The organism is Parabacteroides sp. TM07-1AC (assembly GCF_003480915.1).
GTDB lineage: Bacteria > Bacteroidota > Bacteroidia > Bacteroidales > Tannerellaceae > Parabacteroides > Parabacteroides chongii.
In genome coordinates, this window is record NZ_QUKD01000004.1 from 18,880 (window position 1) to 45,689 (window position 26,810).

Below are 26,810 nucleotides of genomic sequence, written 5' to 3' on the forward strand. Positions count from 1 at the left end.
TTTTCAGGATTGAATGAATAACAATGAGTTCTTATAGGTCTGTAATGTATTGCATCCGTTGTAGTCGCTGTAACGGATGACGGCCGTGAGGATGACCACCCGGTCTTTGAGCGACTGTATCTCGGCGCGGTGTTCCATGTAATAGTCGTTCCAGCATACACATTCCGCCAGACGGTTGTTCTGGGAGAGTGTCAGCTTGGCGAAACGCTTCCGGCTTCCCGTCTCCCTGTCCTTGTAGGTATGTTCGGTTACATCCACCACCGTGGCGCAGACAGTCGCACGCCTGCCGTCGTTCTCGTCCCGTGCTACCTCGTCCAGGGTCAGGTAAGAGGCTTTTCCCTTGACCTGCCTGCGGGCTTCCGAATTGTCGAAGATGCGGCGATAATCGATGCTGCCTATACCCGACACGGCAATCTGCTGCTGCGACCAGAAGAAATGCCGCCCGCGCATGTCCTGCGGGAAGTCTTTTTCAGAAAGGGAGAATCCCAGTTCCCGTGCTGCGCGTTCGAGCAGCGCGCAGCGTTCGGTAACCGCCCCGACTTTTTCGATACGGTCGAAGCATCCGGCAAGGATCATGTGCTTGACATGCCGGGCGTTCACGGGGACTTTCACGGCCTCTTCCGCGTTGTCGGGGTCGTCCCAGTAACTGTATTTCTTGAGTTTGTAACGGAATATGCGGTGGATGAAGTTCTCGATACCGGTATATGCCCCGCCCCGGTCGCGTTCCGTGACGATGTATTCCACTGTCTTGACACCGACCTGTTTGATACGGGTAAGCGACCAGAAGATTTCATCGGTGGCATAGTCGGTGAAGAACTCCGTCCCGGAGCGGTTGATGTCCGGCGGCACGATCTTGGCCGACGAGCAGCGTTCCATCTCCGCCATCAACGAAGGAATCTCCTTGTCGTCCGCCCATTGCAATGCCACCGTGTAGAATGCCGAGGGGTAATTGGCCTTGAGCCATGCCCCGCAATAGGCTGTAAGGGCGTATGCCGCGGCATGGGAACGGTTGAACGAATATTTCCCGGCCACCTCTATCTTGTGCCAGATTTCCTCCGCCTCATAGTCCGGGCATCCGTTCCCGACGGCTCCGGCAATGAAATCCGCCTTCAGCGTGGCCATCAGGTCGGCTTTCTTCTTTCCTATGGCCTTGCGCAGATAGTCGGTCTTCCCGAGGTCGAATCCCCCGAGCGTATGGGCAACGGACATGAACTGCTCCTGGTAGACCATGATTCCGAAAGTGTTCTTCGTTGCTTCATAACAGCCGTAGTTATAGACCGGGGCCACTTCGCCACGCCTGAAACGGACATAATCATCGGTGGCGCCGATGTCGAGTGTGGCGGGACGGTACAGGGCATTGATGGCGATCAGGTCCTCGATACACTCCGGCTGTACATCCTGGATAAACCGGGTAATACCCGGCGAAGAGAACTGGAACACATTCTGCGTGTTGCCGTCCGAGAGCAGCCGGTAGGTCTTCCCGTCTTCCAGCATATCCTGCGTAATACGCCCGATAGTGAGTTCCTGCCCGAAATTCCGGTTGACCAACGCGATGACGGCACTCAGTTTGGCAAGTTCCTTTGTCGCCAGCACATCCTCCTTCAACAATCCGATCTCATCGACCGAATAGCCGTCGAACTCCGATACCAGTGCCCCGTCCATCTTACGGACCGGCAGGAAATCGAAGCATTCGGCGGGCCTGCCGTCCCGCATGTCCGGTGTGACAACGATGGCCGAGGCGTGTATGGAGGCCGCTTTGGGCTGTCCGAGCAATCCTTGCACGTCCTCGATGACCAGCGGATAGGTCTGGATAAAGTCCCGAAGTTTTCTGTTGGATGCAGCCTGTCTGAACAGTCCTGTCCAGTCCGTGCCGTCATCTATCATGGCGGTAATATAGTTCACGATGGAGTGAGGCACGCGGTGTACGCGGGCCACGTCCTTCAACGCGGCTTTCAGTTTCATCGTGGTAAAGGTGCCGGCGGAAAAGACACGCTGGCGGCCGTCTGCGTTGTACCGTTCTTCCAGGTAATCCTTGATCTCCTGCCGCCGGTCGGAGGCATAGTCGACATCTATATCTGGCAGCGAAGCGTGGCCGCCTTCCGTCAGTCCTTTGTCCACAAAGGCATCCATGACCGTCAGCGGCCCGTCTGCTTTCCTGATTCTTATATGTGTTACTTTCATCTGATATATTTCTTGTATCGTATTATCGCGCTTACCGTCTGGCGGCTGACACCGTACTGTTTTGCCAGGCTGTTCTGGGAAGCCTGGCCGGAGGAATACCTCACCCGTATCTCTTCCGCCTGCCCGTTGGTCAGTTTGGCGTTCACGCTTTTCTCGCCGTAATCCCGTTTGAGGCCACCCGCTATGGCATGTTCCATATTCCGCTGGTGCGTACACATTTCCAGGTTATCCGCACGGTTGTTGTCGCGGTTCCCGTCGATATGGTTCACCTCCAGTCCCGGATTCCAGTCGGGCAGGAAGTGCTGTGCCACCAGACGGTGCACGGAGAACTTCTTTCCGACACCGCCCTTGTAGAGTCGGACACAGTCATAGAGCGAAGTCGTCCCACACCAATGACACATGATACGTTCGGGTTGTGTCCAGGTGATACCGTCATGCGAAACTTGCCGTTCCAGACTCTTGACACGCCCGAGGTTGCTGATCTTGTACTTTCCTTCATAGTTCTTGATATCCACCCAGATTTCCCGGGTGTCAGCCATGGGTTATACGGTTTAGTGCTGTCTGAAAAATTCCCAGGTCTATCTCCACGCCGATGAACCGGCGTCCCGTATTCCGGCAGGCCACGGCTGTACTGCCGCTGCCCATCGCAAAGTCGAGGACGATGTCTCCTTCGTCGGTGTAGGTGCGTATCAGGTATTCCAGCAGGGCGACAGGTTTCTGTGTCGCGTGCAGGCAGGAGAGCTGCTTGTCCGTCTTGAATTTCAGCACACTGCGCGGATAGCGTTCCGTGGATATGTAATCCCGGAAATTATCGTGCTTCCGGTATATCTCGCCGGCATCGCATTTCCGCTGATGTTCGGCCATCACGACCTTGCGCTTGTGCCCGTCCGTCTTGATCGGATGATACTTCGGCAACCTGTCGTAAAAGACCAGAATGTCCTCGTGCGCCTTCATCGGCATACGCCTGGCGTTTAGGAAGCCTGTCGCCTGCGTCTTCTCCCATACCCAGGCATACCGCAGCCTGCGGAGATTGGAGCTGCCCAGCAGGCTCGTAAAAGGATGCTGGCAGAACAGCAGTACGGGAGTGTCAGGTCTGGATATGCCCTGTACAGCATTCCACATCCCGGGGATGTCTATCACGGCGTCCCATCGACAATGTGTCGTACCGTATGGAGGGTCTGACAATACCATGTCGGCAGTGATGCCTTCTTCAGCCAGCAGGGGCAGCACATCGAGTGCATCGCCCCGGTAAAGGTCGCAACCGTCATAGGGACGGTGGTGTTCGTAGGTCGGATTCATGGGTTTCGAGTTCCTTTAGGTTCCACAAGCAATCTCGGCGGTCAAAAAGGATTTCGTCGCCACACATCAATTCATCTGCGTATATCGTCCGCTCTTCTCCGTTACGGATTACCCGCATCCGGGCATCCGTGCACAGACGGTAAGTCTTGCCTTCAGATTCCATCTCCACATAGCGTTCGCCCTTGCCGAGTGTGATGTCCGGGGCAAGCACCGTCAGTTCGTCTTTCCAGCTGAGCCCGCAGCGTTCCGGCACGAGGAAGCGCGAGAAGATAAGGTCGTATTTCAGCGGGTCGATGGAGGTTATGCCAAGCAAGTAGGAAACCAGCGAGCCCCCGGCGGAACCGCGACCTATACCAGTTGCGATGCCTCTCCGGTGCGCCTCCCGCACCATATCCCACTGCACCAGGAAATAGTCCACATTGTCGGTCGATTCAATGATATAGACTTCCTCGTCCAGCCGTTCCCGATAGCGTTCCCGCTCCGGTTCCGGCACTTTCCGGTCCAGCCCGTCGTCAAGCAGTCGGAGGAACATCGTACGGCGGTCACCATACCGTTCCCGCTCTTCCGGTCGCATACGGTATTCCGGCATGAACATTCGCCCGGTCTCGAATGAGGCGTCCGCACGTCCGGCAATCTCCACCGTGGGACGGCACATGCGCCTAAACAGGGAATCGAAGTCCCATTGCCCGGAGAACAGAGGACGGAGCGTGTCATACAATTCATCCGCTGTCTTGAAATACTGGTCATCGCTCTGTTCATGGGCGGCTCCCGTGGCAATCTTGTTCACCACGATTCTGTACCCTGCATCGTCCTTGTCCATGTAGTAGCAGTCCGGAATCAGGACTGGTTCTACTGTAAATGAATCCGTGTCGGCATCATAACAGTTGCCGAAATAATATTTCAGGGCTTCTAGTTGCTCCCTGTCGATGCGGTCCGCCTTGTATTCGTTGGCGTCGACCTGGTAATAGACCGCTTCGGCACCTTTCCGGATACGCTTCACCTGTTTGGGGTGTCCGGCCATCCAGTAGACGGAACGGATGGCGAAAACCACCACACAACCTGCGGCATACATCAGCAGCTGTTCATAGCGGAGGGTGTTGTCTTCCGAATCGACCATGACGGCCCGTTGGATGCGCAGCAGATTATGCAGCCCCTCGTTATCCAAGGCATAAATCTTCAGCCCGACACGTTCTTCTTCGTGCATCATTGTCAGCGAGTAGCCGAATATATGTTTCAGCCCGGTATTGGCGCACTCCTTCTGAAGGTTCAGCGTGGCGGCCATTGTATTGCGGTCGCAGATGCCGACAGCCGTATGCCCGAGCCATTTCGCCTTGCGGCACAAATCTTCCGGCGAGCAGCAGGCGTTCAGCAGCTCGTAGGAGGTATGGATGCCGAGGTTCACGAAAGGTACATCATGTACCGGAGGCTTGGGCCGGCCGATATATTTCAGCAGGTTGAAACGGAATTCTTCCCGCAGGTCATAGTAGTACCAGTTCCTGCCGAACGGGAAGGCCACATGGAAGATTCCTTCTTCCATCAGCACATCCGGACTTTCCATCAGGTTGAACACGAGCTTGTCCCCGTCGCCGCGGAAGATGGATTCCACTCCCGACAGGTCGGCCGTGAAAAGCCGCCCGAAGCCGGGAATATCCACCACTTCCGTATCGACCGGGATATAGGTTATCCGTTGTGCATCGAGCCATGAGAAAAGTTCCTGTATCATCTTTCCTGTACTTTTTTGAGTTTGTATTCAAGGACGGACAGCAGGCGGCAGGCGAAAATCCCGTAGATTTCCGCTTCCGTGAGTTCGTCCCAGTCTTTGGCGGCATCAGCAATGTCCGCGATGAAAACCTCGAAATAGGGTTTCAGCCGTTCAGCCGTCCGCTTTACCGACTCGACGGCATCACCATCGTAACCGATGACTACGGTTCTGACGCCTTTCGATTGCAGCTTGTAGATCTGTACATCGGATATTTTCTTTCCGAAAGTGGCCACGGCTGCGACATGGGAATTGTCATAGAGTTCGAGTCTGCGGGTCAGGGCGATGACATCGAAAATACCTTCCGCGAGGATGACCGTATCGGTTTCATCCATACGGACGGCATCGTAGTTATAAAGGAGTCTGGAAAAGTCGTTTTCCGTGGAGTTCCGGTAACGCAGGATCTTGTACCCGCCGCTATGTCTGGTCTTGCGGTTGTGGGCGTCTATATCCTCTTTCGGCCAGGTATGGCGGGAGACATAGCCGACAACCGTACAGTCATCGATGACCGGAAAGACGACATAGTCCGCGTAGCGCGGATTGAGCCTGCCGGTTATCCCGACCGGGAAATACTCGTAATCGTCGAAACAGAAGCCGCGCCGCTGCAAATACGGATGCCGGAAAGTGCGCTTGTAAAAGTCCGGCAATTCGACCGGCACCAGTTCGTCGTCTATTTCTTCCGCCTCGTCCTTCTCCAGCAGGTGCAGGTTCAACGGTGCGGCAATGTCAGCTGTCTGCAAAACCATCAGGTCCATGCGACCGATAGCCGCCAGAAGTTGCTCCAATGTACGGGTGGATGCCCCGCAGGAGAAGCAGTGGGCCATGAAAGGCCGGCGGTGGGCAGTCGCCTTGCCGATGTAGATACCGAACTTACCGCCCGACTTTCCGCAGAACGGGCAGCGCGGAACGATAAGGTTCTTACCGCTCCCGTCCCGTTTGGCACCCGTCTCGCGGGTTATCTCCGAAACCAGATATTGATATTCCTGTACCGACAGTTCCATATTAAGGTATAGTCGTGACCGCTACAGGTTGGTTTGAAATGTTTGGAAAAAGAATCCGGATTAGCCCAATAAAAATAGACCGGCAGAATCATGGAAGGTCTTTCCACCCAAAGGAAAAGAGAAATTGTCTTCCCGGCTGGACAAAAAATGACTGCTTTTGTCTAATCGATAAAACAATATATAAATAAGGAGATTGATAATCAGCATTGGCTGATTATCAGGTGTAGAGATGTACTTTTCTAAAATGATCACTCTCTACATAAAAAAAGCGTATTTTTTGTGCAGTACAATAAACATACTGAATGAAAAGTATCGTTTTCCAATTACTACAAATAACGGATTTGTATTTGCGAGGTCATTCGAACTTTCCTCGAACAAAGGTCGTATGATATCTCGAACGCCAAGACCCGTGAGCGGAAACTGAAAGTCTTGGAGGCGGCAGAGGAATTGAAATGTGAAAACCTGCTGTTGATAACATGGGGAACGGACGATATGGCGGAATACAAAGGGCATACAATAAAAATCGTATCTGTCCGGAATTGGTTTTACGCATGTAAGCTGCCATATATTCTCAACATTCCAGTCGTTACAAGTCAAAAAGCCACCGACACGCCGCATCCGGATCGATGGCTTTTTATTCCCTGTTCAGATTCAGTGTCCTCTGCCCGTCATAGAACACCTCATTGTCGTAGTCGGTGGCAATCCTGATAGTGTCTCCTTTCTTGAAGAACCGGCTTTTGGCCACGTGCAGGCGCATAACGTTCTCCTTTCTTTCAGCCGATGACTGGTTGAGCGAAACAAGGTGCGTGCACGGGCGGGCCAGACCTTTGGCCTCCGAACAGTTGTACTCGGTCAGCACGTTCCGCTCGTCATTCAGCCACTCCCGGTCTTCGATGGTAGACTGGTAAGTCACCACCATCCATACCTTTTCGTCCGCCGCCAGGTCCTTCAGGTCATTAGCCACCGCGATACGCTTCGCCCGTTCATGGTCGGCTCCCCATGAACGGCGGTTGGCATCCGTCAGCAAGTCCATCGAATCCACAATCACGATGTCCGGATTATATCCTTTGAGCTTCCTGTATTCCGAAATGCCGTTCTTGATGTCGAGTGTCGAGACCTGGGCATTGAAACGCGGGTAACTGCGCACCGTGATGCTTCCGGCATACGAGGCGACCAGTTTTTCCAGATGTCTCATCTCCGTATCCGAAATCTTTCCCCGCTCGTAATAGTAGGCGTTCCTGGAAATCAGTCCGCCGGAATAGGCGTTCAACGCCTCTTCTTCCGAACCTTCCAGCTGGAAATGCAGCACATGCAGCCCGTCATCGATGTCCGCCCTGACACCGATCCATTTGGCGATGTGCGACTTTCCCACGCCTGTGCTGGCCAGGAAACAGGTCAGCTGACCTCGCAGGTTACGTCCGGCATTGAGCGCATCCAGATACGGGATGTAGAAGCGGGACACACGAGGGGCGGCCGAGCGTTCCTCTTCCTCCTCGCGCCGGCGGTTCCTCTCGAAACGCTCCTTGAAAGTCGCGGCCACATCGACGAACGAGGAACTCTTCAGCGTGAACCCTGCCAGCCACTCGGCATATTCCCGAAGAGTCTTCTCCGCCTTGTCCTGTTTGTTCTCGTTATACAGTTTCCCGACCTCCGCATAGACCGACTGCAACCGGACCCCCTTGATGTAGGACTCCAGCATGTCGGTCATCACCTCGGCACTCTGTCCCTCGTCATACTCCCGGAAAGTGTCTATCAGCTCGATGGCGTCGTAATCCTCATGGAAGGTCTGTGCCAGCACGGCATACGACGGCGGTGTCTTGTATGTCTTGAAGTGTACGGCTATCGCCTCCTGTACCTGCTGGAACGAACGGTCCGGCAGGTATTCCTTACGCATATGCCGGGCTAGGACAGCACACAACGGTTCCTGTCTGAGCGCCGTGGCATAGAGTTCATACAGGAACTCGGCACTGAGCGGATTGACGGCACTCATGGCTTCGCCTCCTTTTTCCGCCACGCCTCACAGCGGATACGGTACAGTTCCGGATAGCGCGCCTGTGTCCTTCTGCGGCATGGCTCCGCTTTCGCACATTTTGAGCATGACGGGGAGAAAGGCGTCCACATCAGCGTGGAGAGCGCACAGACGAGATATCCCGCTTCGGTGGAGAGCAGTCGCCGCTTGGTCGTCTCCTCGTATTCCGGATAAATAAAACGCCCGAACGGATGGCTGCGGCGGTCTTCCACTGCCCGCGCCAAATCATGCCGTGACAGCCCGAAACTCTTCAGCCACCGGTCCTCCCGGTAGCGGCGTTCCTTTCCCGAGCGGAGATAGCGGCCGATGGCTTTCTTTCCGAATGAATGGGAGACGTTCCATTTCCTGCGATACGCGGTATCATATCCGGAAATGGCATATGTCTGGCAGATACAGAAGTCGGACAGGCGTTCCGCACTGACGGAGACGACCTCCCGGCACAAGCCGTCGAAACACATCCCGAGCTGCCTGTCCGACTTGCCGCCGGTAGGGAACACAAAATCCGCCCACACCGTGGTGCGGACCAGCCGTGTAAAGAGCCTCCGGCATCCGTCAATCCATTCTTTTCTCTCCATCGCGTGTCAATAGTTTGCGCAGCTGCGTCTTGGCTAGGAAGATGCGGCTTTTTACCGTTTCTACGTTCCTGGTCTGCAAAGTACCGTTGTTATAGGTGATTTCCATGATTTCCCCGAGTTTGTAACCAGCCTGCTGCAAGAGCAGGGCTTCCCGGTAAATCGGTTTGAGCCGGTCCAGTGCCCAGAGGATGTCATCGTTATAGAACTCGCGGTAGTTGTCCATCCCCATGCTGTTTCCCGACGGTTCGTCCTCATCCGACAGCGAAGAGGATATTTCCGAAATGTCGATATTGTCGTCCGGGGGCATGCGGTTCCTGTTGCGGTTGTTCAGGTCCGCCACAAGCCGTTTGGTCACGGCATAGATCCAGGTCTTTACCGGACGGGCCGGGTCATAACTGTCCATATACTTGAAGAAGTTGGCCAACGCCTCGAGGTAGTTGTCCTCGATGTCCTCCTGGTTATAGGTATATTTGATACAAATGCTGTATATCAGATTCTTGTGCGGCATCACATATTTTCTGAGAAGTTCCGCCCTCTGTCTCGCGGATTCGTCTTCAGGCTGGAGAACCGCAATAAACACATCTTTCTTTTCCACGTTTCCACTGACTGAAAAGGTTGATAATGAATCTCATGTCCTAATCTGTCAGCTACCGTGAGCGTCAATTGAAAAAACGGGCGGCAGCATTACCGCCGCCCGGAAAAAATCCAAACCGTTGTCGGCTTGTCACAGCCTGTGCCTGCGGATGTAATAGTAGAAGAGGTGGCAGGCATCCGCCGCATTGTCATCCACCGGGACAATACCGTATCTGTCCTTGCAGGCCGCGACCATCTGCGTCTTGGTGGCGTGTCCGTCTCCCGTCGCCCATTTCTTGAGGACAGCCGGGTTGACGAACTCCGGTTCCGGGATATCCAGTTCATCGCACACTTCGAGCAGGATACCCCTGAGTTCCGAGAGCCGCCGCATGTCGTAGAAATGGCGGTTCACGCTCACATCCTCGGCCACGACGCGGCGGATGCCGTAACGACGGAGCAGCGAGAGCAGCGTAGTCCTGAAAGCGCCGTGCATCTTGTTGCCGTTGCGCCGTTTGCTTTCGGTGAAGTTCCATGTCCCGGCCTCATGCAGGGAGAAGTATCCGGTATGCGTGGCGATGTCCAGCGCCAGTACCTGCTCCCGGGTCAGTACGCTATTCTCCGAGTCTCGATTCGCCATTCTCTTTCACGATTACCAGTTTATGCGGATACCCTTCAGCCACATTCCCGTGCGAGACTACCAGCACGGTACCGCCGAGCGAGTTCAGCGCCTCGAACATGGAGGCCAGCCCCGCTTCATCGACCGCCTCGAGTATCTCGTCCAGCACGAGCAGATCCAGTCCCTTGTCCCCGTCGCAGTTGCTGTTCACGAGTTTCTGCATGGCAAGGATGGTCGCCAAATTCACACGGGCGGCTTCGCCTGCCGAAAACTTGCCGAACGAGCCGCAGTCCATGCCGTCGCGCAGCAGTGAGATGGAGATTTTCTCCCTTACCTTACCACTCTTGAGGACGGTATACCCGTCGAAGCGGATACGGATGTCGCTGCCGATGTCTTGCAAGAACTCGTTGGTGATACGGCTGAGCGCCTCGATTTTCGTGTTGGCCAGATAGGTCTTGAACTGCACGAACCGTTCCCGCTGTATCTCCAGGGCACGGACCCGGGCATCGACGGCCGTCTTGCGCCCTGCCGCCTCGTTGGACTTCCCGCGCGTTTCACGGAGAGTGTCCTTGAGCGATTGTATGAGGTCGGGTGAAGCCGCCTCATCCAGCTCCCGGATCGTGGCCTGCAAAGTGTCGATGGCGCAGGCCGCAGCCTGTATATCTTCCTTGCCTACCCGTATGCCGCGGTTCAGTGCGGCATTGCGCTCGTCTATGAATCCGAACACCTCGTCGAATACCTTGCGGCGGACACCTTCGATTTCACTTTGCAGGGCGGTAATTTCGGAAGCGATGCGTTTATGCCCGCTTTCCACCTCTTCCACGTGGCGGGTGGCATTCCTGATGGCCCGTTCGTGCCCGGCCAGCTGCTCCTCCCATCCGGTGCGTCTGCCTTCCAATATCCGGCGCTCATGGTTCAGCCGGTTCTGCTGCAACTCCACGGCATCCGTCTCCTCCTGCTTCTCATCGATACGGCCGTTGATTTCCGTGAGCTGCCGTTGACGGAGCTTCAGTTCCTTCATGCCGGCCTCGATGTCGAACTGTGGTTCTGCCACCAGAAACTCATGCCCGCAGAAAGGACAGGTGATGGAGCCGGCCAGTTTGTTCGAGAGGCCGTCAATACCGGCAGAAACGATACGCCGTTTATGACGCAGTTCCTCGATGCTGCCGGACAGGTCGCGCAGACGGATGTCGATTTCCCGCAGTCTCTCCGCAGTCGTATCGGACTGATCCCTGTATGCCTCACAGAATGCGGCATACTCCTTCTTGAACTGTTCCCAGCCGTCAGTCCTGTTTTTCAGTTCCTGTTCCGCCTGCTTCAAGACGGCATCGCAATCCTTCAGCCGCTCTGTGGCGGTCTGTAACCGTCCTTTCTTTTCGGCAATGACCTTGTCCCAGTCCGTCTGCCGGGCATCGGGAAAGAGGGACATCATTTCCGCTATCTTTTCCAGACATGCTTCCAATGCGGTATCTCCGGCTTCCAGTTCCTGCAAAGCCTCGTCCGCCCGCTGCACTCCGGCAAGCTGTTCCTCAAGCCTGTCCACGTTCTCGTGCCCGGTACGGATCTGCTCCCTCTTGGCCGCTATGGCCGTTTCCAGTCCCATGATACGTTCCACACGGGTACGCCCCCGCTCGGCTCCGGCTTCCTCCTCCTTGCGTATCTGCTCCTGTAACATCCCGATACGCCCGTCCAACCCGGCCAGTTCCAGTTCCACCTGCCGTTTCTTTTCAGAGAGCGGCACGATGTCTTCCTCCACTTTGGCGATGGCTTCATCCACCAGGATACCGTTGGAAAAGCGGTTGATGACCTCTTTCTTCTCCTTGTCCGATGACGAGAGGAAATCCTCATACCGGTATTTGGAAAGGATGAAATTGTTGAGCAGCTCGTCGCGTGTGATACCCAGTTTGTCAAGAATATACCGGTTATAGGCATCCACCGAAGGCTGTACCGCTTCATCGGTTACCACCTGCTTGCCGCCACGGTAAAGCGTACAGCTGACAGAGGAAGCCCCCTTGCGCGGGATACGGCGGTTGACGAGCAGTTCCTCGGCGGCGGAATCGTTGATGAAACGCAAAGCGATACGGCATTCTTCCGCTGCATCGTTGATAATCTCCTCCGAGCGTATCTTTCTAAGCGGGCTGCCCGTGATACCCACGGCAATGCATTCCAACAGGGCAGACTTGCCGGCCCCGTTCGACTGCTGGGACTCATTGTCCCGGTTATCGCCGAAAATCAATGTCGTCACGCCTTGCCGCAGCATGTAGGACAGCGAACGGAAGGCGCAGAGATTTTCGGCTTCTATCGTCTTTAATTTCCACATGATCTGTTTTCTATTCTAGATAAATACTCCAATCCCATCGACACATCCTCGATCTGTTTCTCCCGGCAGAAGTCCTCGTAGGTTTCCCGGATGCGGCGGCTGTCGAATTTCTCGAAGAGCGAAGAGGATACCGCCTCCGGCAGCTGCTCGTCATCGGCAACCAGTTCTACCTTCGCCGCTCCGGCTTCCAGCAAGGCGGCTTTGTCCACCGATTTCATCGCGGCGGCAGGTGCATGGACACGCACCTTGACCTTGTAGCGACCATCGGCCTCCATTTCACGCAGCTCGTCCATCAGGTGCAACCCGGCACGTTCCGCCGGCATATCCATGACACGGTACCGCATGTTCACGCGGTTCTTGACAAACTCGTACGTGCCGTCCGTATACAGCACCGTGTATCCTTTCTCCTCGTCCTCCCCGAAGTTATGCTGGCGCGAGGAACCGATATATTCGATTCCCGTCCCCGGAATGACGGTACGGTTGTGGTAATGGCCGACAAAGACCTTGTCGAAAGGAGAGAATATCCTGGCAGGCAGTTCCTTTTCCGAAGGCTGTGCCAATGCCCCGTTGATACCCTCATGGATGTAGAGGAAGTGCTCCGGTTCTCCGGAAAGCGCTTCCGCAGCCAATCGTCCGAGCCTTTCGGCAAAAGAGCCGTCTTCCGGAAAATAGCTCATTACATGGAGCGCGAACTTCCATTCCGGGCGGCACAGGGTCAGGTACTCATCCACGACAGTCACATTCGGATGCCGGTCGAAGACATGACAATATCCGCGCAGGGATTCCTGGTTCACCTTGTCGTGGTTCCCTTCCGCCAGCGTGACATGAATGTCATGGTCCGCGGCGGATACAAGCATATCCCTGACGGCCAGCAGGACATCGAGTGTCTGGGCGGCACGGGAAAAGAACAGGTCTCCTCCGACAACCACTTCCCGGATATCCCGTTCCCTGCAAATTCCCATGGCCTCCTGCCAGTTGGCCTGGAATGCAGGGATGTTGTCTTTCGAGATGTGGATGTCATTCAATAACAAAAGGCAGGGTTTGTTCTCTTTCATACTAAGTGATTGTGATTAGGACGGGAGGCCCGGATGCCTCCCGTCGGATTAGAATTCAAGAACTTGTGAAAGGCTTATCTGCGGTGGCGGGGACGCCCGGCACGCTCTTCCGTTTCCTCCGGCTGCTCTTCTTCCTCCCCGGGGACATCCTCCGGTTCGTCACTGGGCTTCGGACCCTCCATCTCGCTTTCGATCAGGTCGAGTAGTTCCCGGTTGCTCGTGGAGCGTGTGACACGCACGGAGAGCCCTTCCTGCTCGATGTAGCCGCGGATCATCGCACGCAGCTCCTGGCCTTCCTCGGTCTTCTCACCGAGTTCCTGCCGCTGAAGCTCGTCATAACGTTCGAAAAGGTCGTCCAGCGAGATGCCTCCGCCTTCACGCCCGTTTTCTCTGTTATCTTTCGTACGGCGGTCGAACGAGAACGCGGATATATCCTCCTTGGGCAGTTCACCGTCCAGCGTGTCGATGACCGTCTTCATTTCATCCGTCTCCATGAGCGACATGCCGTAGATACCGTCGCACTGTTTGAGGAACTCGACGGTGGCTCCCAGATGATAACGGGTGTAGCGGTAGATGATTTCCGGGATACGCGGCGCACCCATCAGGGCGGTCAGCTCCTCCTTGGTCAACGGTACCGGTTCCGATTCGTTGTCAATGGAAATGACATACTCGGTCTTGGCTCCGTTCTTGCGCTTTTCAATCTCCACCGGATAGGCGTCATACACCGAGGAAATCGGGCACGGGTAAGACGGATTCTTGGCCAGTTTCTTGCTCCACAGCTTGAACTTCCTCTCATCCAGATCCTTGAACTGGGCATGGGAAAGGGTCATCATCTGCACGCCTTTGGCTCGTTCACCCAGGTCGAATACATAGAGACAGTGGCCGTAACTGTATTTCAGACCGCCTCCGAACGAGCCCCCGGCAATCTTTTCCGCCAGTTTGTCGTCCCCGTCCTCTTTTGCGGCTTCGACGGCCATGCGGCGGTAAGTCTCGATGGGATCAACGCTATATCCGGCATCGGTAGCGCGGGTGACAGTGACATACATCTTCTGGGGCTTGTTCCCCGTAGCGGGTTTCTCCAGCTCCAGAAGCAGCTGGTGGACGGGATACTCATAGCCCGGACGTGTCGGCGAGCCGTCCGGATTGGGAGCGATGGGCAGGATACGGAGACGGTAAGTCCCGAACTTGTCCATGCGGAAGAACTCCGTACGGGCGAACGCCCTGTTCTCCTCCTGGGCACGCAACTGTGCCTCCTGATAAGATTCCTGAACGCCGAGGAACATTTCCTCGACAGACATGCCTTCCATGCCGTTGTTCTTTTCTTCTTCTTGCATAAACGCTTTGTTTTATGGATTTAAAAATGCCCGAAGAATGCGACACGGTATACCCGCATCGCAAAGAAACTGGTAACAGGACGGACGGGTTCGGTTGCACCGTCCGCGTTCAACTGATAAAATTGGGAGAGGATGTCTCGCTGACCGTATCCCGAAAGAGGATACTCATTTGACAATATGGAAAGGTCTTGCAGCGACCGTGGAATACAAAATTAGGCAAATTACCCGGAACAGCCATACATGTACATGAATGTTTCTCACCGGCATTGTCCTTCAGCGCATTACCGTTTCATTTTAAGAATGCTTTTAATCTCTCCGAGCAGTCTGTCGCCGCCCGGCGCGTTCCGCGCTTCGGCAAGCAGCCTCCTGCGGTTCCGGCGGATATACTCTTCTCTCTTGCGGCGGCATATGCCTTCATAGTAGGCTTTGCGCTCCGGCGTGAGCCGTTTCCCGCGCCGGCAATAGACCCCGTCCCGGCGGTACTCGTCCAGGTAGCGGCGGAACTTCGCCTTGCCGCAGGAAGGGTCTTTCGATGCCTCCGCCACCGACCGTATGACCTGCCAGTCCGGCTCGAAGGGCTGCTGCGTGGCGCATAACCTGCGGAGCAGATGATAGACTACCGGCATCTCATACCGGAGCATGAAGCCTATCCGTGTCTCGTCGAAAGGAAAGCGCTTAAGCGTCCCCTGCGGTCTTCCGTCTTCTCGCTTTCGGGGCTTCTGCTGCCGGGGAGACGGTTTCTTCTGCGGCTGCCGCCTGATTTTCTTCTGTTTCATGATGTTGCGGTTGAATGGTTTGCTGTACGGTTTCACGGACGGGAACGTTCCTGCGCTCCGCAATCCTCCGGCGGCTTTCAATATCGCCGTTTACATTGAGTTTATGTTTCATGACTATACAAAATAGGTGAAGTTGAGTTCTACATTGACATTGTACATACCGCGCTCGTAAAGCTGTATCCTGCGCGAACCGCCGTAGATGGTGAACGAGGAGCCCCGGTTGTACTTGTGGTCATCGTTCCAGTCAGCGGCGCTGCAGCGCACGCTGTATCTCGGGGGCTGTATCTTGTTCGGGATGACGGCAACGATGCCGCCCCAGTTGCTGCCGTCCCTGCGTGCGGTATTGATATACCCCTGTATGGACACGATATTCCCGATCTGGCGGATAAACAGCCCCTGGGTATCTGTTCCCGAGCCGCTGTTCTCCATGTGCATCCATCCCGTATCCGCCAGCAGGGGCTGGTATTCTTCCGCATAGGCGGCTCCGATAGCGCGGCAGGCCTGCCGTTTCGCCTCCGCTGTCGGCAAGGACAGGTCGGAAAGTTTGCCGTCCTTGCGCAGGTAGTCCTTGACGATTTCGTCTTTGGACAGCACGTCCAACTTGTTCCGCAGGAGCTGCCGGGCTTCCATGGGGGATTTTCCTTGCCCGGTCAAAAAGTCGATGTAATCCTGGAACAGGTTTTCAAGCGCGGCGAAGCGGGCGTCCGCCCCGGCCTTGGTATACAGGTTCAGGTTGGTGGCGATGGTATCCTTTTCGGAAGCGTTGTAGCCGCCCATCAGCCGCTCCGCCTTTTTCTTGAGTTCCCTGACAACCTGCGAGGTCATCACGTATCCCTCGACCTGCGCGTGCGAAATGCCGCCTTCATCTATGTAGGCGAACGAACCGGTCTTGATTTCCAGCAGTTTGTCCCTGAGTTCGGGTGTGAAGACAATGCCCTCGTAAGCGGAGTCAGTCCCGAGCTTGCCGTCCATCATCCGGTCTATCTCGGCCGTGGAATAGACTTCGAGGTTCTTGCGTGCCTTGCCCTTGTCCGGAAGGTCGGACAGGTTCGAGGTCTTGGCCAGTTTCAGCTCCCCGGTACCTTTCTTTTCGGCATCGAGGGTATCCCTGACGGCCGCCTGCCGCTTTGCTTTCAGTTCGGCGGCTTCCTCTGCCGTCAGCCCGCTGATCTCGTCCGCCGTCAGGCGCACCAGCTCCTTCAATCCTTCGGAGATTTCCAGAAATACCTCCCCGGCTTCCGCTTTGGAATAGACATCGATATTCTTCCGGGCGGCAGCCTTGTCCATGACATCGGAAAGGTTCCCGTCGGCGGAGAGTTTCATTTTCAAAGCCGCCGCGACGGTTCCCGATGTGACATAACCTTCGCCGCCCTCCGTCAGTTCTCCGGTAGTGATAGCCGCCAGTTTCTTCCTGTATTCGGTCGTGAAGTCTTCGGTAGAGAGCTGTTTGCCTTCTACCACATCCACTTTCTTTCCCATCGCCTCCGTAAAGGCCCTGACGGTCACATAGGTGTCGGACACGGATTTTCCGTTGATTTTAAGCGTACCGAGCACATCCACCGCTCCCAAAGGGGCAAGCACGATGTCGCCCAGAGCGTTCCTCAGCGCAAAACGGAAACTGTCAGCGGTGTCGAAGCCGACGGTGGCGAGCAGCGCGGCGGCACTGTCGCGCCAGGTAATCAGGTTTGTCAGCCTGGCATTGTCTTTCGTATAGGCGGTATTCTGAATATCGATACCCCGTCCGGTGCTTTGCAGGGAGAGCAGTCCGCCGACCTGCAGGGTGGCGGTACGCCCGATGACTTTCAAAACAGGTGTGGTGCAGGCTTTTCCGTCATGCACGGCAAAGTCACGGTATTTTGTTCCGCCGCCCTCCGTGCCGTGGTAATTGATACGGATACAACCCTCATCCGTCACATCCGAGGTGTTATAGATGTCGTATCCCTTGATGCGGACAGCCCCGATCCGGGCGTTTTCATTCAGCGAAGTACCGCAGGATATGCCGTCTTCCGTAACCCTGGCCAGTTCCTTGCCTTGTTTCATGAAACTGAACGTGCCGTCCGTCCGGATGACAATCTCGTTGACAAGCAGACCGTGCAGGTAGGCACCGATGGCGGCATGGCCGTCCGCCTTGACGATGCCTTTGAGCATGTAGCCGTTCCCGCCGCTGACGGAGACGGCGGTCTTGGAGCTGATTTCTTTCTGCCCGGTGAACGTTCCGGCCAGCACCAGATCCTTCTTGACGGTCTGCCGGGCAAAAGGTGTATCGAGCAGGACAGCATAGCGGCCGAAGAACTTGTCGATGAACCGGGGTGCATAGCTCTCCGTCACCTCGATGGCCGCCGGCAGTTTGTCAGTAACCGGATCGACCGTATCCGGGACAGCCTTGGCTCCGGCACAGAGATAACAGGTACGCCCGCGCTTGTTGACCTCATTGGCGTAGACCACCGATTCATGCCGGTTGATTTCGTATATATAATAGGGATAGACAGCATCGGCGCAGCCGTCGAAACGGCGTACCTTTCCGCCGAGCCAGACATAACCCGGGGAGACGCGGGGACCCTCGATCTCGCATCCGGAGATGATGAAGTCCGAGCAGCCGTCAAAAACGGCACTCATGCTGAGAGCCAGTTCCTGCAAGTTCAGGATATCGTCCGAGTAGGTATACCGTCCGCCGGTTTCCGCAATATATTCTTTCATTGTCCTGTATTCTTATTGGGGGTGTATTCGTCTTCGTCGATCTTGATCAGGTAGGTCTTGCCTGCTGTCTTATAGGTGTTCACCACATAGGAAAGCATATAGACCAGTTCCCGCGGAGGTATGGTGACGGGCGGGACGCAGACCATGAAGCTGACCTTGTTGATCAGCTTCTCTTCCGCCAGCAGGTAGAACGGACGGGGGCGTTCCGCCTCATTGTCCGTTGTAACCTGTTCCCCGTTGTACCATACGGTGAAAGGACGCTGGTATTCCGCCCCTTCGTGGTACAGGTCCACACCGACACTCGTGCTGTCCTTGATGAAGATGCGGTCCTTGCCGTCCTTGATGTATTTACCGAACCGGTAGTTCAGGAACCACTCGAAATAGATGACCTGTGAGGTCATGCGCGCCTCGATATGCCGTTCCCGTGCAAACGTACGGAACCGTTCGTTCAGGCTTTGCAAGGGATAGAGGCAGCTCTGCACGAAGAGGATGAACCGCCGTCCCGACAGGTAGTGCGGCACGAGCCGGTTCACCGAACGGTCTATGGGCAGCTTATATCTCATGGTTTTCGACTTTGAGCGTGATGGCTTCCCGGAAGGTCGGCAGTTCCGACTCCTCGTCCTTGCGCGAGGACTCTTTCAGGTAGCCCGAGGCGGTGTATGTCATGCGGCCGACACGTTGCAGGGGCTGGATTTGCCCGTCCGTATCGTGGCAAGCAATAAACACGCCCTGCTCGGGGATTGCCGTCTCGTCGATATAGACGTCTGTAACGTGTTCGGCACGGCGTATGGCATCCGTCAGGCGGGAGACATAGACCGCAGCGTCGAAGTCGATGCCCATAATGTAGTCCCGGATACGGGTCTCGATGCTGTCGTACATCTCCGCCTCGGGAACGGCACCATCGTAGAAGACCGTAAGACGCGGCACCAGCACGTCGCCTTTGGTCGAGATGACCTCGATGCGTGTGCCGGCGAATTTCAGCTTGCCGATATAGGCATTGATGGGAACCAGCTCCTCGGCGGGAATAGCTTCCAGATGTCCTTTCGTGCCGGTAGCGATTTTCAGTACCAGCTTGCTGTCGAGGTTGCTGTCGTCCGTGCTCTCCACATAGGAGACCTGCGTAATGATGCGTTTGGTCTCATCGACCTGGGCATACCCGAAAGCCAGTCCGTCCTCGCGGACGGTCAGCTCGTCGCCCTGCTGGTATTGCAGCAGCGCATTGGCGTAGTAGTCCGGCGTGCCGTTGATCCGGTTGTTGATGGCTTCCGAGATATCCACCGCGAAGACATCAAGCAGCGTCTCGAAACTGTAGATGACAGCGGCTACGGTCCATAGGATACCGTTCATGACAGACAGCTTCGAGTCGCTGGCGAACTCCGTCAGTTCCAGCCGCCGGTTGCGTTCCTGCACGGCTTCATTGTATATCTCCTTAATCGTCCGGCTCATTCCACTGTATAGGTTATATCGTCGATAATGAATTTCCACGCGCCACCCTCATTCCAGGCCTCCTCGTGCAGGATGACCCATACGGCTTCCATGCCCGAGGCGATACGGTAGCGCCCCGTTTCGGTATCCCGGTCCGGCTCCCGATAGGTTCCCGTCGGGGCTGTAGGTAAAATGACCGTGCAATTCCGTCGGTCGCCGTAATGTTCCACAAGGGTTGTCAGGTAATGATCTATGACTGTCGGTTTCAGTCGGGCGGCGGAGAGGTCGAGTGTCATCAGTTCCCGGCATTCGGCAAGCGGTGCAAGATCGGCCAACGCGCAATTCGACAGGTTCAGGCTGTAGGTTCCGGAAAGCAGCCGCAGGCTCTCCAAGGAGAGTGTGGCGTGCGTGAGCGTCAGCTCCTCCACCGGCAGTGTCTGCACCAGTACCAACGACCGCGGTTTGAGCCCGCTCCAGTCGATACTCCGGAAGCAGGCATCGGTAAACCAACGGATACGACGCCTGTCCCTGACTTTGTTGTCGAAGGTATGGGTGAGCAGCTGCGGCGTGTCCGCGAGGAGGACGGTCTCGGTGTCGCTGTTGTCGCCCCAGTCGATTTCCAGCTGTCCCGCACCGGAAACGGCACACTGCACGGTGATGATCCCGGCAGCGAGCGTGAGGACGACAGCAAGCGGCAAGGTGAACGTTTTGGGATAGACATGCCGTTCACCGTTAGCGGGGACGATGCCGTGCAACCCGTTATAGGCGACTACATCGGCGCGGATAACGAAATCGTCCGTGTAGACAAGTTCCCGGCCGGCAGTCAATGTCGTGGCGAAGGAGAGATCGGGGTTGTTGATGAGCAAATCCACGACTCCCTCGATGCTGCCGTACAGGTACAGGGCCACATCGTAGATATTCTGTCCGGCTACGACCCTGTACTTACCCATCGTTCTCCTCCTTTTCCTCGGTTTCTAAAAGCAGCTCTCCCGTGGCAGAATCCATATAGGCATTCTTGATGACGACCTTGTCCGACAGGAATTCCGACTGCAGTTTGGCGGCAAGACCGTTGTTTTCCAGACTCGAATGCAGGTAGTCGACGAGGCCGACACCTGTCGTAGAATGTTGGTAGAGATTTCCGGCTGAAGCTTTCAGCAGAAACGTCTCGTTCTGGGCTTTGGCGGCTCCTATTTCGAAGTCGGTCTCTGAGCCGCTGTACACGGCAAGGTAACCGTCCCGTGACAGCAGGTTGTAGACTCCCTTCTCATTGAGGGAGAAAAATGCGGCCAGGGCGATATCGGCCGTGCCGGCTTCCGTCTCCGCCACGACGGGAAACCAATGTTTGCCCGTCGCAGGATTTCTCAGGTACTCCGTGCCGCCCGAACCGCTTTCCATAACCAGACGGACCGTCAGGCGGCGCATGTCGGGCGTATAGGGAATCCTGACATGGAACCCTTTGCCGTCGTTATACGTGTACACGAAGCCGACGGGGACGGTAATCTCTCCGTAGCGGAAGGTGTCGTTGTCCGCACCCGCGACGGCATCGAGCAGGCGGAAGTCGTAGAAACTCTTGCCGGCGATATTGCCGGAAGTCTCCACCTCACCGTATTCGGCGTCCATTGTTATGTCCTGTCTTGCCATGAACGATACTTCAACAAAAAGCCCGACCATACATCAGAGTACGACCGGGCACTCTTTTCAAAAGAGTAGCGGCAGAAAGAAAGGATGGTTTACTTCTCCTGAATGAAATCGTAGATGCGCGACACGGTAGCCCACATATCGTCCGGAAGCTCCTCGTCCGAGATGCGTTCGCAGGCTTTCCGGAGATACTCCATCTCGTCCCCCGAGAACTCCACGGCAAGCGGTTTCTCCTTCTCCACATCCCATTCGATGCGCTTGTCCTCGGCATTCTCGTGAAGACCGATGGCTTTGCGCTCCTCGTCCGGAATGGCGATCTTGCGCAGAATCTCTTTTTTGAGGTTGAAGTCCTTGAAGTTGCCCCGTGCCGGCAAAAAGGACGGCAGGTAAAGGCGGTCTTTGACTGACAGTTCCATATTATTTATGCATTTTGTACGTTACTCTTTTTTATTTCGTCGATCATGGTATCGAAATCATGAAACAGGGGTGCAAGCGGCTCTCCCATAGGAATGTTGCATGAAATAACGCCTTGTTCCATGTAGATGATACCTATCTGCGGAGCGTTCCCCGAGCCATCCGTATCCTTCTTGCGGATGGAGGCGTGGACGCGGGTCAGCGCGTCATTGACGATGGAATATTCCAACTGGTAGTCGGCATTCTCCGTGCTCTCTTCGGCAACCTTGGTTACCGTTACGTTGGTGATGTTCATAATTCGCTTCTGTTTTTATTAAGTGTAGGGATATTCCCAGCAGAAAAGTTTTTAATAAGAGTGATTTAATATCTGGTAATGGAACGAGGGGTAATTGGCGCACAATACCGTAATGGAGTCTCCCTTGGCTAACGTGTAACTGGCAAGATCCCCGTTGTGGTTACGGATATTGGTGAATACAAGGCTATTCCCCCAGTTGTAGTTGTAAATTAGGGTAAATATGCAGGCGAAGTCCGACGGCAGAGTCGAGTAACCGAACATGGTGGCCACGGACGATGCCGACGGCAGGGTCACGCTGTACTTCTGGTTGGCATAAACGAAAAAGATGTTGAACTGCGAGAAATCGATCGTGTAACCGCTGCCTGTGAAATAGACATTCTTGATCTTGTTGCCGATGCAGGCAGGGGCTATAACAGAGGCATTGGACCATATTCCGTAGTTACGGTTACCGTTTTTGACATCGATATAAAGCCCGTAGTTGTTATTAAAGATGCTGTTCACCTTGTTGTTCACAATACGTCCGGTGGCACATGATCCGCCGGCGGATGCCGGTATGGTGTTGCTGCCGAACAGGACATACGAAATGGTGTCCCCCACGCGGAACAGGTCGTCGTAGATGGCAAGGCCGCCGCCTGAGCCGGTTCCTGTCGCCGTCGAGCCGATGCGCCCCTGACCGATGACGAATCCCCCGATGGTGCCGGCATTGGCGTTGATGGTGCCCGTCATCGTGACATTTCCCGAGGCGTCCCATTTGATATTCTGGTTGGCCAGATAACCCGATCCGTCATTGGCAAAGGAGATTTTCCCGCACCCGAACGTGGCGGAACCGTCCGTGTTCAGCGCCCAATAGTTTACTCCGGTGGAAGGGTTGTCGTGGTAAATATATCCTGAAGCCCCCATAACGATGCGGTGCCCCGAGGCCGGAGCCGAAGCGGTCAGGGCGCTTGTTCCGAGAATCCAGCCGCCGATCTTGCCGCTCACGGCCGTGATACCGTTCCTGTCCAGCGTGACCTTTACGCTATTGTTCGCATCCTTGACGGAGATGCTGCCGTTATAGCTGCTCCCTCCGACAGTCAGGGCGGAATCCACGATAATCTGGTTGGCGCGTACGGTTCCCGTGTAAATGCCGTTGGCATCGATGGTGGTCGTGTATTTCTCCGTGGAGGTAAGGTCGAAGACCGTGGCATAGGCCACATACCAGATGACAGGCGTATCGGAAGTCCCCTGCGTGCCGTCCACGTAGAAGAAATGGGTGCTGGAAAAATCGGCGGTGCCGCACACGACCTTGTAGACGTATTCTTTCCAGTCGCCCGTGCCGGCGTTCGACGTAAGCCACCGGTGCGAACCTCCCGTGCCGACGCTGTTCGTCGCCCAACAGAGATTTCTGCCGGCGGGGATCTTGGCGATAATGCGGGCGACGAGCACCTTGCGGTAACCGCATTTCGCCCCGAAATAGAAGCCTCCGTTGCGAGGGCTGGCACTGCCGCTGGTCTGGATTTTCAGGACATACTTGCTGTCATTGGGTGCCGTGGCATCCTGCTGCCGGGTAACGGTCACCATACCGTTCTGGGAGTTGTTGTAAACCACGACACCGTTGTTTCCGTTCCAGAAAGTCGGGTCGCGGTAGAGCATCTTCCCGAACGCCATGGCCGAAGCGAGTTCCTGCGCCGTCGTGATGCCCGTAGTCCACTGGGCGGATACGGATGCGGCAAAGGTAACCGTGCCGGCGGCATTCCATGAGATATTACCCGAGGCTATGTGCCCAGACCCGTCGTTGTTCAGACTCCATTTCGTGGAGTTGGCGATAGATCCGTCGCTGCCCAGCGAGATGTTGTTTTTCCAGATATGGTTGTGGTCGAAGGCCCACCCCGCGATACGGTTGTATACCTCCTTGCTGCCGCTTTTGGTATAGTTCACCGAGAGGCAGAAGTATTCCAGATTGTCCCATGACATCATCTGAAGACCTATGAATCCGGTCTTGACACTGTTGCCGGATGCCGCCACCTGCCCGAGGACGATATGCCCTGCATTGCTGCTCTGATACCACGTAAGGCATATACCCAGCGGCTTGTAGGCTCCCGTGTACCAGTAACCGCTGCCCGTGGAGGCGGAACGGATTTGCAACGGGATGGCACCCACAGCTCCGACGTTCCCTATGGTCATGTTGTCACTGCCGATGGAGAAACCGCCGATCTTGCCCTTCGTGAACGTGCAGCTGAGACCGTTGATGTAATCGGTATTGATAATGGACGACTTGATACCCACGGCATCGAGTTTCGAGGCGCTGATGCTGCCCGCGGCGATACGGTCTGCCGAAAGTGTTCCCGTCTTGATACTGCCGGCATCGATCGCCACGGCGTTGACCTGCGCCGCGGTAAGGGTGCCCGTGTAAATCCCTGTCGAGCCGATATAGGTCAGCGGGTGCGCCGCAAGCGTGCTGTCCGTGCTTTGCGCCAGAGCAATGAACCGATGGCGGCGGATCTCCTCCTCGACGGCAGCCGTGAGGGTGCGCGGCGCGGGGGCATAGGCTTGTGTGGAACCGCTCTGGAAGATAAGGTCGTTGCCGTAAGCGATTTGCGGAGCTGCCGGAATCGGCGAAGGACTATAACTGCTGCTCTCTATCGGCTGGTCGGAGTAGAGGTGGTACACGGCACCCGTATCGCCGCCGCCACGCAGGAAGACGGCGAACATGCAGTAGTTGCCGCACAGCTGCGCCCCGGCGAACATCCGGCAGTAGGTCTCGGAAAGGTCATAGATATCCCATGAATAGGCAATGCCACCCCAACCGCCGAAGTTGGTTTTGATAAGTACGATCAGACCTCCTTTGTGCGTGGATGTGTTCCACGAGACCGGAGCCTGCTCGGCATATCCCCGACGGACGAGAATGGTACGTTTGATGTTCTGGTCGCCACCTTTGAAAACGACTGGATAATAGGTCGCTTCGTCGCCGTTGATGATGAGTTTCTTGTAATATCGATAGCCGAAGTTCGTAACCTTGGCCGCTTCGATGTCGTTCTTCCATTGCAGCGATACGGAAGCCCCGAACGTAACGTTCCCGGCAGTGTCCCATGCAATGTTGCCCGAGGCGATCTGCCCCGAACCGTCGTTGTTCAGTTTCCATTTCGTGGAGTTGATGATCGAGCCGTCGCTGCCCAGCGACACGTTGCCCTTGCGAATGGAAGTCGTGTCGATCGTCCAGCCGGCTATGCTGTTGCTCGAACCCAGCTGTGCCACGCAGTACCCTGCACTGTCCGTGGTATAGAGCCCGAAGTCCGTGTCGCTGTTGTAGTAGAGCTGCACCCGCTGCCCGCTAGCGACACCCGAATTGGCCCCGTACACCGCGATGCGTCTGTTGCCGCTGTCTATCGAGATATGCGTGGCAGTGAGGGCCGAAGCCCCGATCATCCAGCCGCCGATTTTTCCTTTGGTGAAGGTACAGCTCAGGCCGTTGATATAGTCCGTGTTGATGATGGAGGACCTGATGCTGGCGGCATCGAGCTTCGAGGCCGCTATACTGCCTGCCGCTATGCGGTCGGCGGAGATGGTTCCTGCGGTAATCTGCGAGGCGGTGATACTGCCGGTATAGATTCCGTCGGCCGTGATCTTCGTCAGCTTGGGATAGCCGCTGCCGCCCAAAGCCGTGGTGAGGGAGCCGATAGGTGCCGTCCACAAGGCACTGACCGTCGAGGCGAACGTGACGTTGCCCGAAGCGTCCCACGCGATGTTGCCGCCCGCGACCGCTCCGGCTCCCGAGGCATCCAGCCGCCATTTATAGCCCCGGATACCGTTCGAGCCGAGCGTAATGCTACCTGCGGCAGAGGTGCAGCTCCCCACAGTGTTGTTCTTCGTACCCCGGTAAAGGGAGTCGGCATCCACCGTCCAGCCGCCGATTTTCCCTTTTGTAACGTTCAAGGTCAGAGCTTCGATGTTTCCGGCGGTAATCAAGGAGGCTTTCAACGCCGCCGTGTCGATGCGTGCCGCAGCGATAATCCCCGATGTGATCTGGGAAGCACTGATGGAAATCGTCTTAATCGTATCGGCCGAGAGTGTTCCGGTAAAGACGCCGTCCTTGTCGATGTAGGTCGCACCGACCCAGTTCAGACTCACTCCGCTGCCGAACTCGACCTTGCCTGTCGTGGCGTTATACCTGACATACTGGTCGCCATAACCCAACTGGGCGTTACCGCCGTTATCTACATAGAAGGTTTTGTAGCCATCCCTAAATCCATAGATGCCGTTTACCGCCTCTGCGGCGATCGTTCCCGAGGAGGTCTTCGTATTGAGTGTAAACGAGCCTATGGCTATCCCGGAGACGGTGCCGTCGCTGTTTTTCGTGCCCGCAAAGAGTTTGGGGGTGATGACCGTGTTGCCGTTGATGAGCGTCTTACCCGTATTCCACTCCTTGACCCAGTCGAGCATGTCGGCATCGACCCCGTCCTTGCCCGGGATACCCGCCTTGGCTTTCGACCAGACGAACGACAGATGATAGACAATACCGGAAATTGTCACGGGAATATCTATTGTTCCGTGGTCGGCGAGGGTCGTCGTACCGGCGGTGATAACGTAGGTTAAGGTCTTCGTGCCGTTATTGACGGTAACGGATGAGAATCCCGCCGGCTTACCCACCGCACCGATGGTAAAGGCCGTGAGTTCCTCGTCCCCGCACATCACCCGTACGGTCGAGGTGAGAGTGACGGACGAGAGAATCTTCCCCGTGTCATCCGCGGGGAACACGTATTCACCCAAAGACTGGGTTATGGTATACCCGTCCTTCTGGACATAGATGGTCGCCTGTCCCCGGGCGATGAGAATCTTTGCCATGA

23 protein-coding genes are annotated in these 26,810 nt (G+C 55.8%); 1 reads left to right on the forward strand and 22 read right to left on the reverse strand.

All coding sequences use genetic code 11. The features are described 5' to 3' along the window. Window positions 1-3: 3 nt before the first annotated feature. The 12 genes from DXD68_RS09895 to DXD68_RS09955 all read right to left on the reverse strand — a co-directional run bounded on the left by DXD68_RS09895 (window position 4) and on the right by DXD68_RS09955 (window position 14,742). Window positions 4-2,181 carry a DNA polymerase III subunit alpha gene (locus DXD68_RS09895; protein ID WP_117600110.1) on the reverse strand — a complete coding sequence of 726 codons (2,178 nt, stop codon included), beginning with the start codon at window positions 2,179-2,181 and terminating at the stop codon, window positions 4-6. Beyond that, a complete protein-coding gene (locus DXD68_RS09900) occupies window positions 2,178-2,720 on the reverse strand; it encodes an HNH endonuclease (RefSeq protein ID WP_004322855.1) in 543 nt (180 codons plus the stop codon). Before DXD68_RS09900 ends, DXD68_RS09895 begins: the two co-directional genes overlap by 4 nt. Further along, complete coding sequence (locus DXD68_RS09905; protein ID WP_009316563.1) at window positions 2,713-3,480, reverse strand: DNA-methyltransferase; 768 nt, start codon at window positions 3,478-3,480, stop codon at window positions 2,713-2,715. The genes DXD68_RS09900 and DXD68_RS09905 overlap by 8 nt, the downstream gene beginning before the upstream one ends. Further along, window positions 3,446-5,203 (reverse strand): PHP domain-containing protein, encoded by a 1,758-nt coding sequence (locus tag DXD68_RS09910; protein ID WP_004293558.1) that lies wholly within the window; start codon window positions 5,201-5,203, stop codon window positions 3,446-3,448. Before DXD68_RS09910 ends, DXD68_RS09905 begins: the two co-directional genes overlap by 35 nt. Further along, the gene (locus tag DXD68_RS09915) at window positions 5,200-6,240 is read right to left on the reverse strand and encodes a toprim domain-containing protein (RefSeq protein WP_004293559.1); all 1,041 of its coding nucleotides are present in this window, start codon (window positions 6,238-6,240) and stop codon (window positions 5,200-5,202) included. Before DXD68_RS09915 ends, DXD68_RS09910 begins: the two co-directional genes overlap by 4 nt. Window positions 6,241-6,874: 634 nt before the next feature. Beyond that, window positions 6,875-8,230, reverse strand: a complete 1,356-nt coding sequence (locus DXD68_RS24745; protein WP_004293560.1) for a DnaB-like helicase C-terminal domain-containing protein — start codon at window positions 8,228-8,230, stop codon at window positions 6,875-6,877. Beyond that, the gene (locus tag DXD68_RS09930; RefSeq protein ID WP_008672745.1) at window positions 8,227-8,844 is read right to left on the reverse strand and encodes a hypothetical protein; all 618 of its coding nucleotides are present in this window, start codon (window positions 8,842-8,844) and stop codon (window positions 8,227-8,229) included. The genes DXD68_RS24745 and DXD68_RS09930 overlap by 4 nt, the downstream gene beginning before the upstream one ends. Continuing rightward, window positions 8,822-9,424, reverse strand: a complete 603-nt coding sequence (locus DXD68_RS09935; RefSeq protein WP_004322848.1) for an RNA polymerase sigma factor — start codon at window positions 9,422-9,424, stop codon at window positions 8,822-8,824. The genes DXD68_RS09930 and DXD68_RS09935 overlap by 23 nt, the downstream gene beginning before the upstream one ends. Window positions 9,425-9,568: 144 nt before the next feature. Then, complete coding sequence (locus tag DXD68_RS09940; RefSeq protein WP_004293563.1) at window positions 9,569-10,054, reverse strand: crossover junction endodeoxyribonuclease RuvC; 486 nt, start codon at window positions 10,052-10,054, stop codon at window positions 9,569-9,571. Then, entirely contained in the window at window positions 10,029-12,353 is a 2,325-nt protein-coding gene (locus DXD68_RS09945; protein WP_004293564.1) for a hypothetical protein, read from the reverse strand. The genes DXD68_RS09940 and DXD68_RS09945 overlap by 26 nt, the downstream gene beginning before the upstream one ends. Beyond that, window positions 12,341-13,315, reverse strand: a complete 975-nt coding sequence (locus DXD68_RS09950) for an exonuclease SbcCD subunit D (RefSeq protein WP_233577089.1) — start codon at window positions 13,313-13,315, stop codon at window positions 12,341-12,343. Before DXD68_RS09950 ends, DXD68_RS09945 begins: the two co-directional genes overlap by 13 nt. A gap of 167 nt (window positions 13,316-13,482) precedes the next feature. Continuing rightward, window positions 13,483-14,742 (reverse strand): hypothetical protein, encoded by a 1,260-nt coding sequence (locus DXD68_RS09955; protein WP_004293566.1) that lies wholly within the window; start codon window positions 14,740-14,742, stop codon window positions 13,483-13,485. A gap of 14 nt (window positions 14,743-14,756) precedes the next feature. On the opposite strand from DXD68_RS09955, the gene DXD68_RS24280 reads away from it, so the two are divergent. Next, the gene (locus DXD68_RS24280) at window positions 14,757-14,915 is read left to right on the forward strand and encodes a hypothetical protein (RefSeq protein ID WP_008672739.1); all 159 of its coding nucleotides are present in this window, start codon (window positions 14,757-14,759) and stop codon (window positions 14,913-14,915) included. Between the two features lie 108 nt (window positions 14,916-15,023). Here DXD68_RS24280 and DXD68_RS24470 read toward each other — a convergent pair whose 3' ends face one another. From DXD68_RS24470 to DXD68_RS10000, 10 genes are all read right to left on the reverse strand, one after another. Beyond that, entirely contained in the window at window positions 15,024-15,383 is a 360-nt protein-coding gene (locus DXD68_RS24470) for a hypothetical protein (protein ID WP_224241394.1), read from the reverse strand. Window positions 15,384-15,417: 34 nt separating this feature from the next. Continuing rightward, window positions 15,418-15,630, reverse strand: coding sequence for a hypothetical protein (locus DXD68_RS24475; protein WP_191835317.1), 213 nt, complete (start codon window positions 15,628-15,630; stop codon window positions 15,418-15,420). 2 nt (window positions 15,631-15,632) lie between these two features. Next, window positions 15,633-18,215: a hypothetical protein gene (locus tag DXD68_RS09965; protein ID WP_004293569.1), complete on the reverse strand. Its 2,583-nt coding sequence runs from the start codon at window positions 18,213-18,215 to the stop codon at window positions 15,633-15,635. Beyond that, the gene (locus DXD68_RS09970) at window positions 18,212-18,778 is read right to left on the reverse strand and encodes a hypothetical protein (protein WP_004293571.1); all 567 of its coding nucleotides are present in this window, start codon (window positions 18,776-18,778) and stop codon (window positions 18,212-18,214) included. The genes DXD68_RS09965 and DXD68_RS09970 overlap by 4 nt, the downstream gene beginning before the upstream one ends. After that, window positions 18,768-19,661: a hypothetical protein gene (locus DXD68_RS09975; protein ID WP_004293574.1), complete on the reverse strand. Its 894-nt coding sequence runs from the start codon at window positions 19,659-19,661 to the stop codon at window positions 18,768-18,770. Before DXD68_RS09975 ends, DXD68_RS09970 begins: the two co-directional genes overlap by 11 nt. Then, on the reverse strand, window positions 19,658-20,590 hold the full coding sequence (locus DXD68_RS09980; RefSeq protein ID WP_004293575.1) for a hypothetical protein: 933 nt from the start codon (window positions 20,588-20,590) through the stop codon (window positions 19,658-19,660). Before DXD68_RS09980 ends, DXD68_RS09975 begins: the two co-directional genes overlap by 4 nt. Continuing rightward, window positions 20,583-21,260: a hypothetical protein gene (locus DXD68_RS09985; RefSeq protein WP_004293576.1), complete on the reverse strand. Its 678-nt coding sequence runs from the start codon at window positions 21,258-21,260 to the stop codon at window positions 20,583-20,585. Before DXD68_RS09985 ends, DXD68_RS09980 begins: the two co-directional genes overlap by 8 nt. A 110-nt stretch (window positions 21,261-21,370) precedes the next feature. Further along, on the reverse strand, window positions 21,371-21,694 hold the full coding sequence (locus DXD68_RS09990) for a hypothetical protein (RefSeq protein ID WP_004293577.1): 324 nt from the start codon (window positions 21,692-21,694) through the stop codon (window positions 21,371-21,373). A gap of 5 nt (window positions 21,695-21,699) precedes the next feature. Then, entirely contained in the window at window positions 21,700-21,987 is a 288-nt protein-coding gene (locus tag DXD68_RS09995; protein ID WP_004293578.1) for a hypothetical protein, read from the reverse strand. A 51-nt stretch (window positions 21,988-22,038) separates the two neighbouring features. After that, window positions 22,039-26,808: a hypothetical protein gene (locus DXD68_RS10000; RefSeq protein ID WP_004293579.1), complete on the reverse strand. Its 4,770-nt coding sequence runs from the start codon at window positions 26,806-26,808 to the stop codon at window positions 22,039-22,041. Window positions 26,809-26,810: the final 2 nt, after the last annotated feature.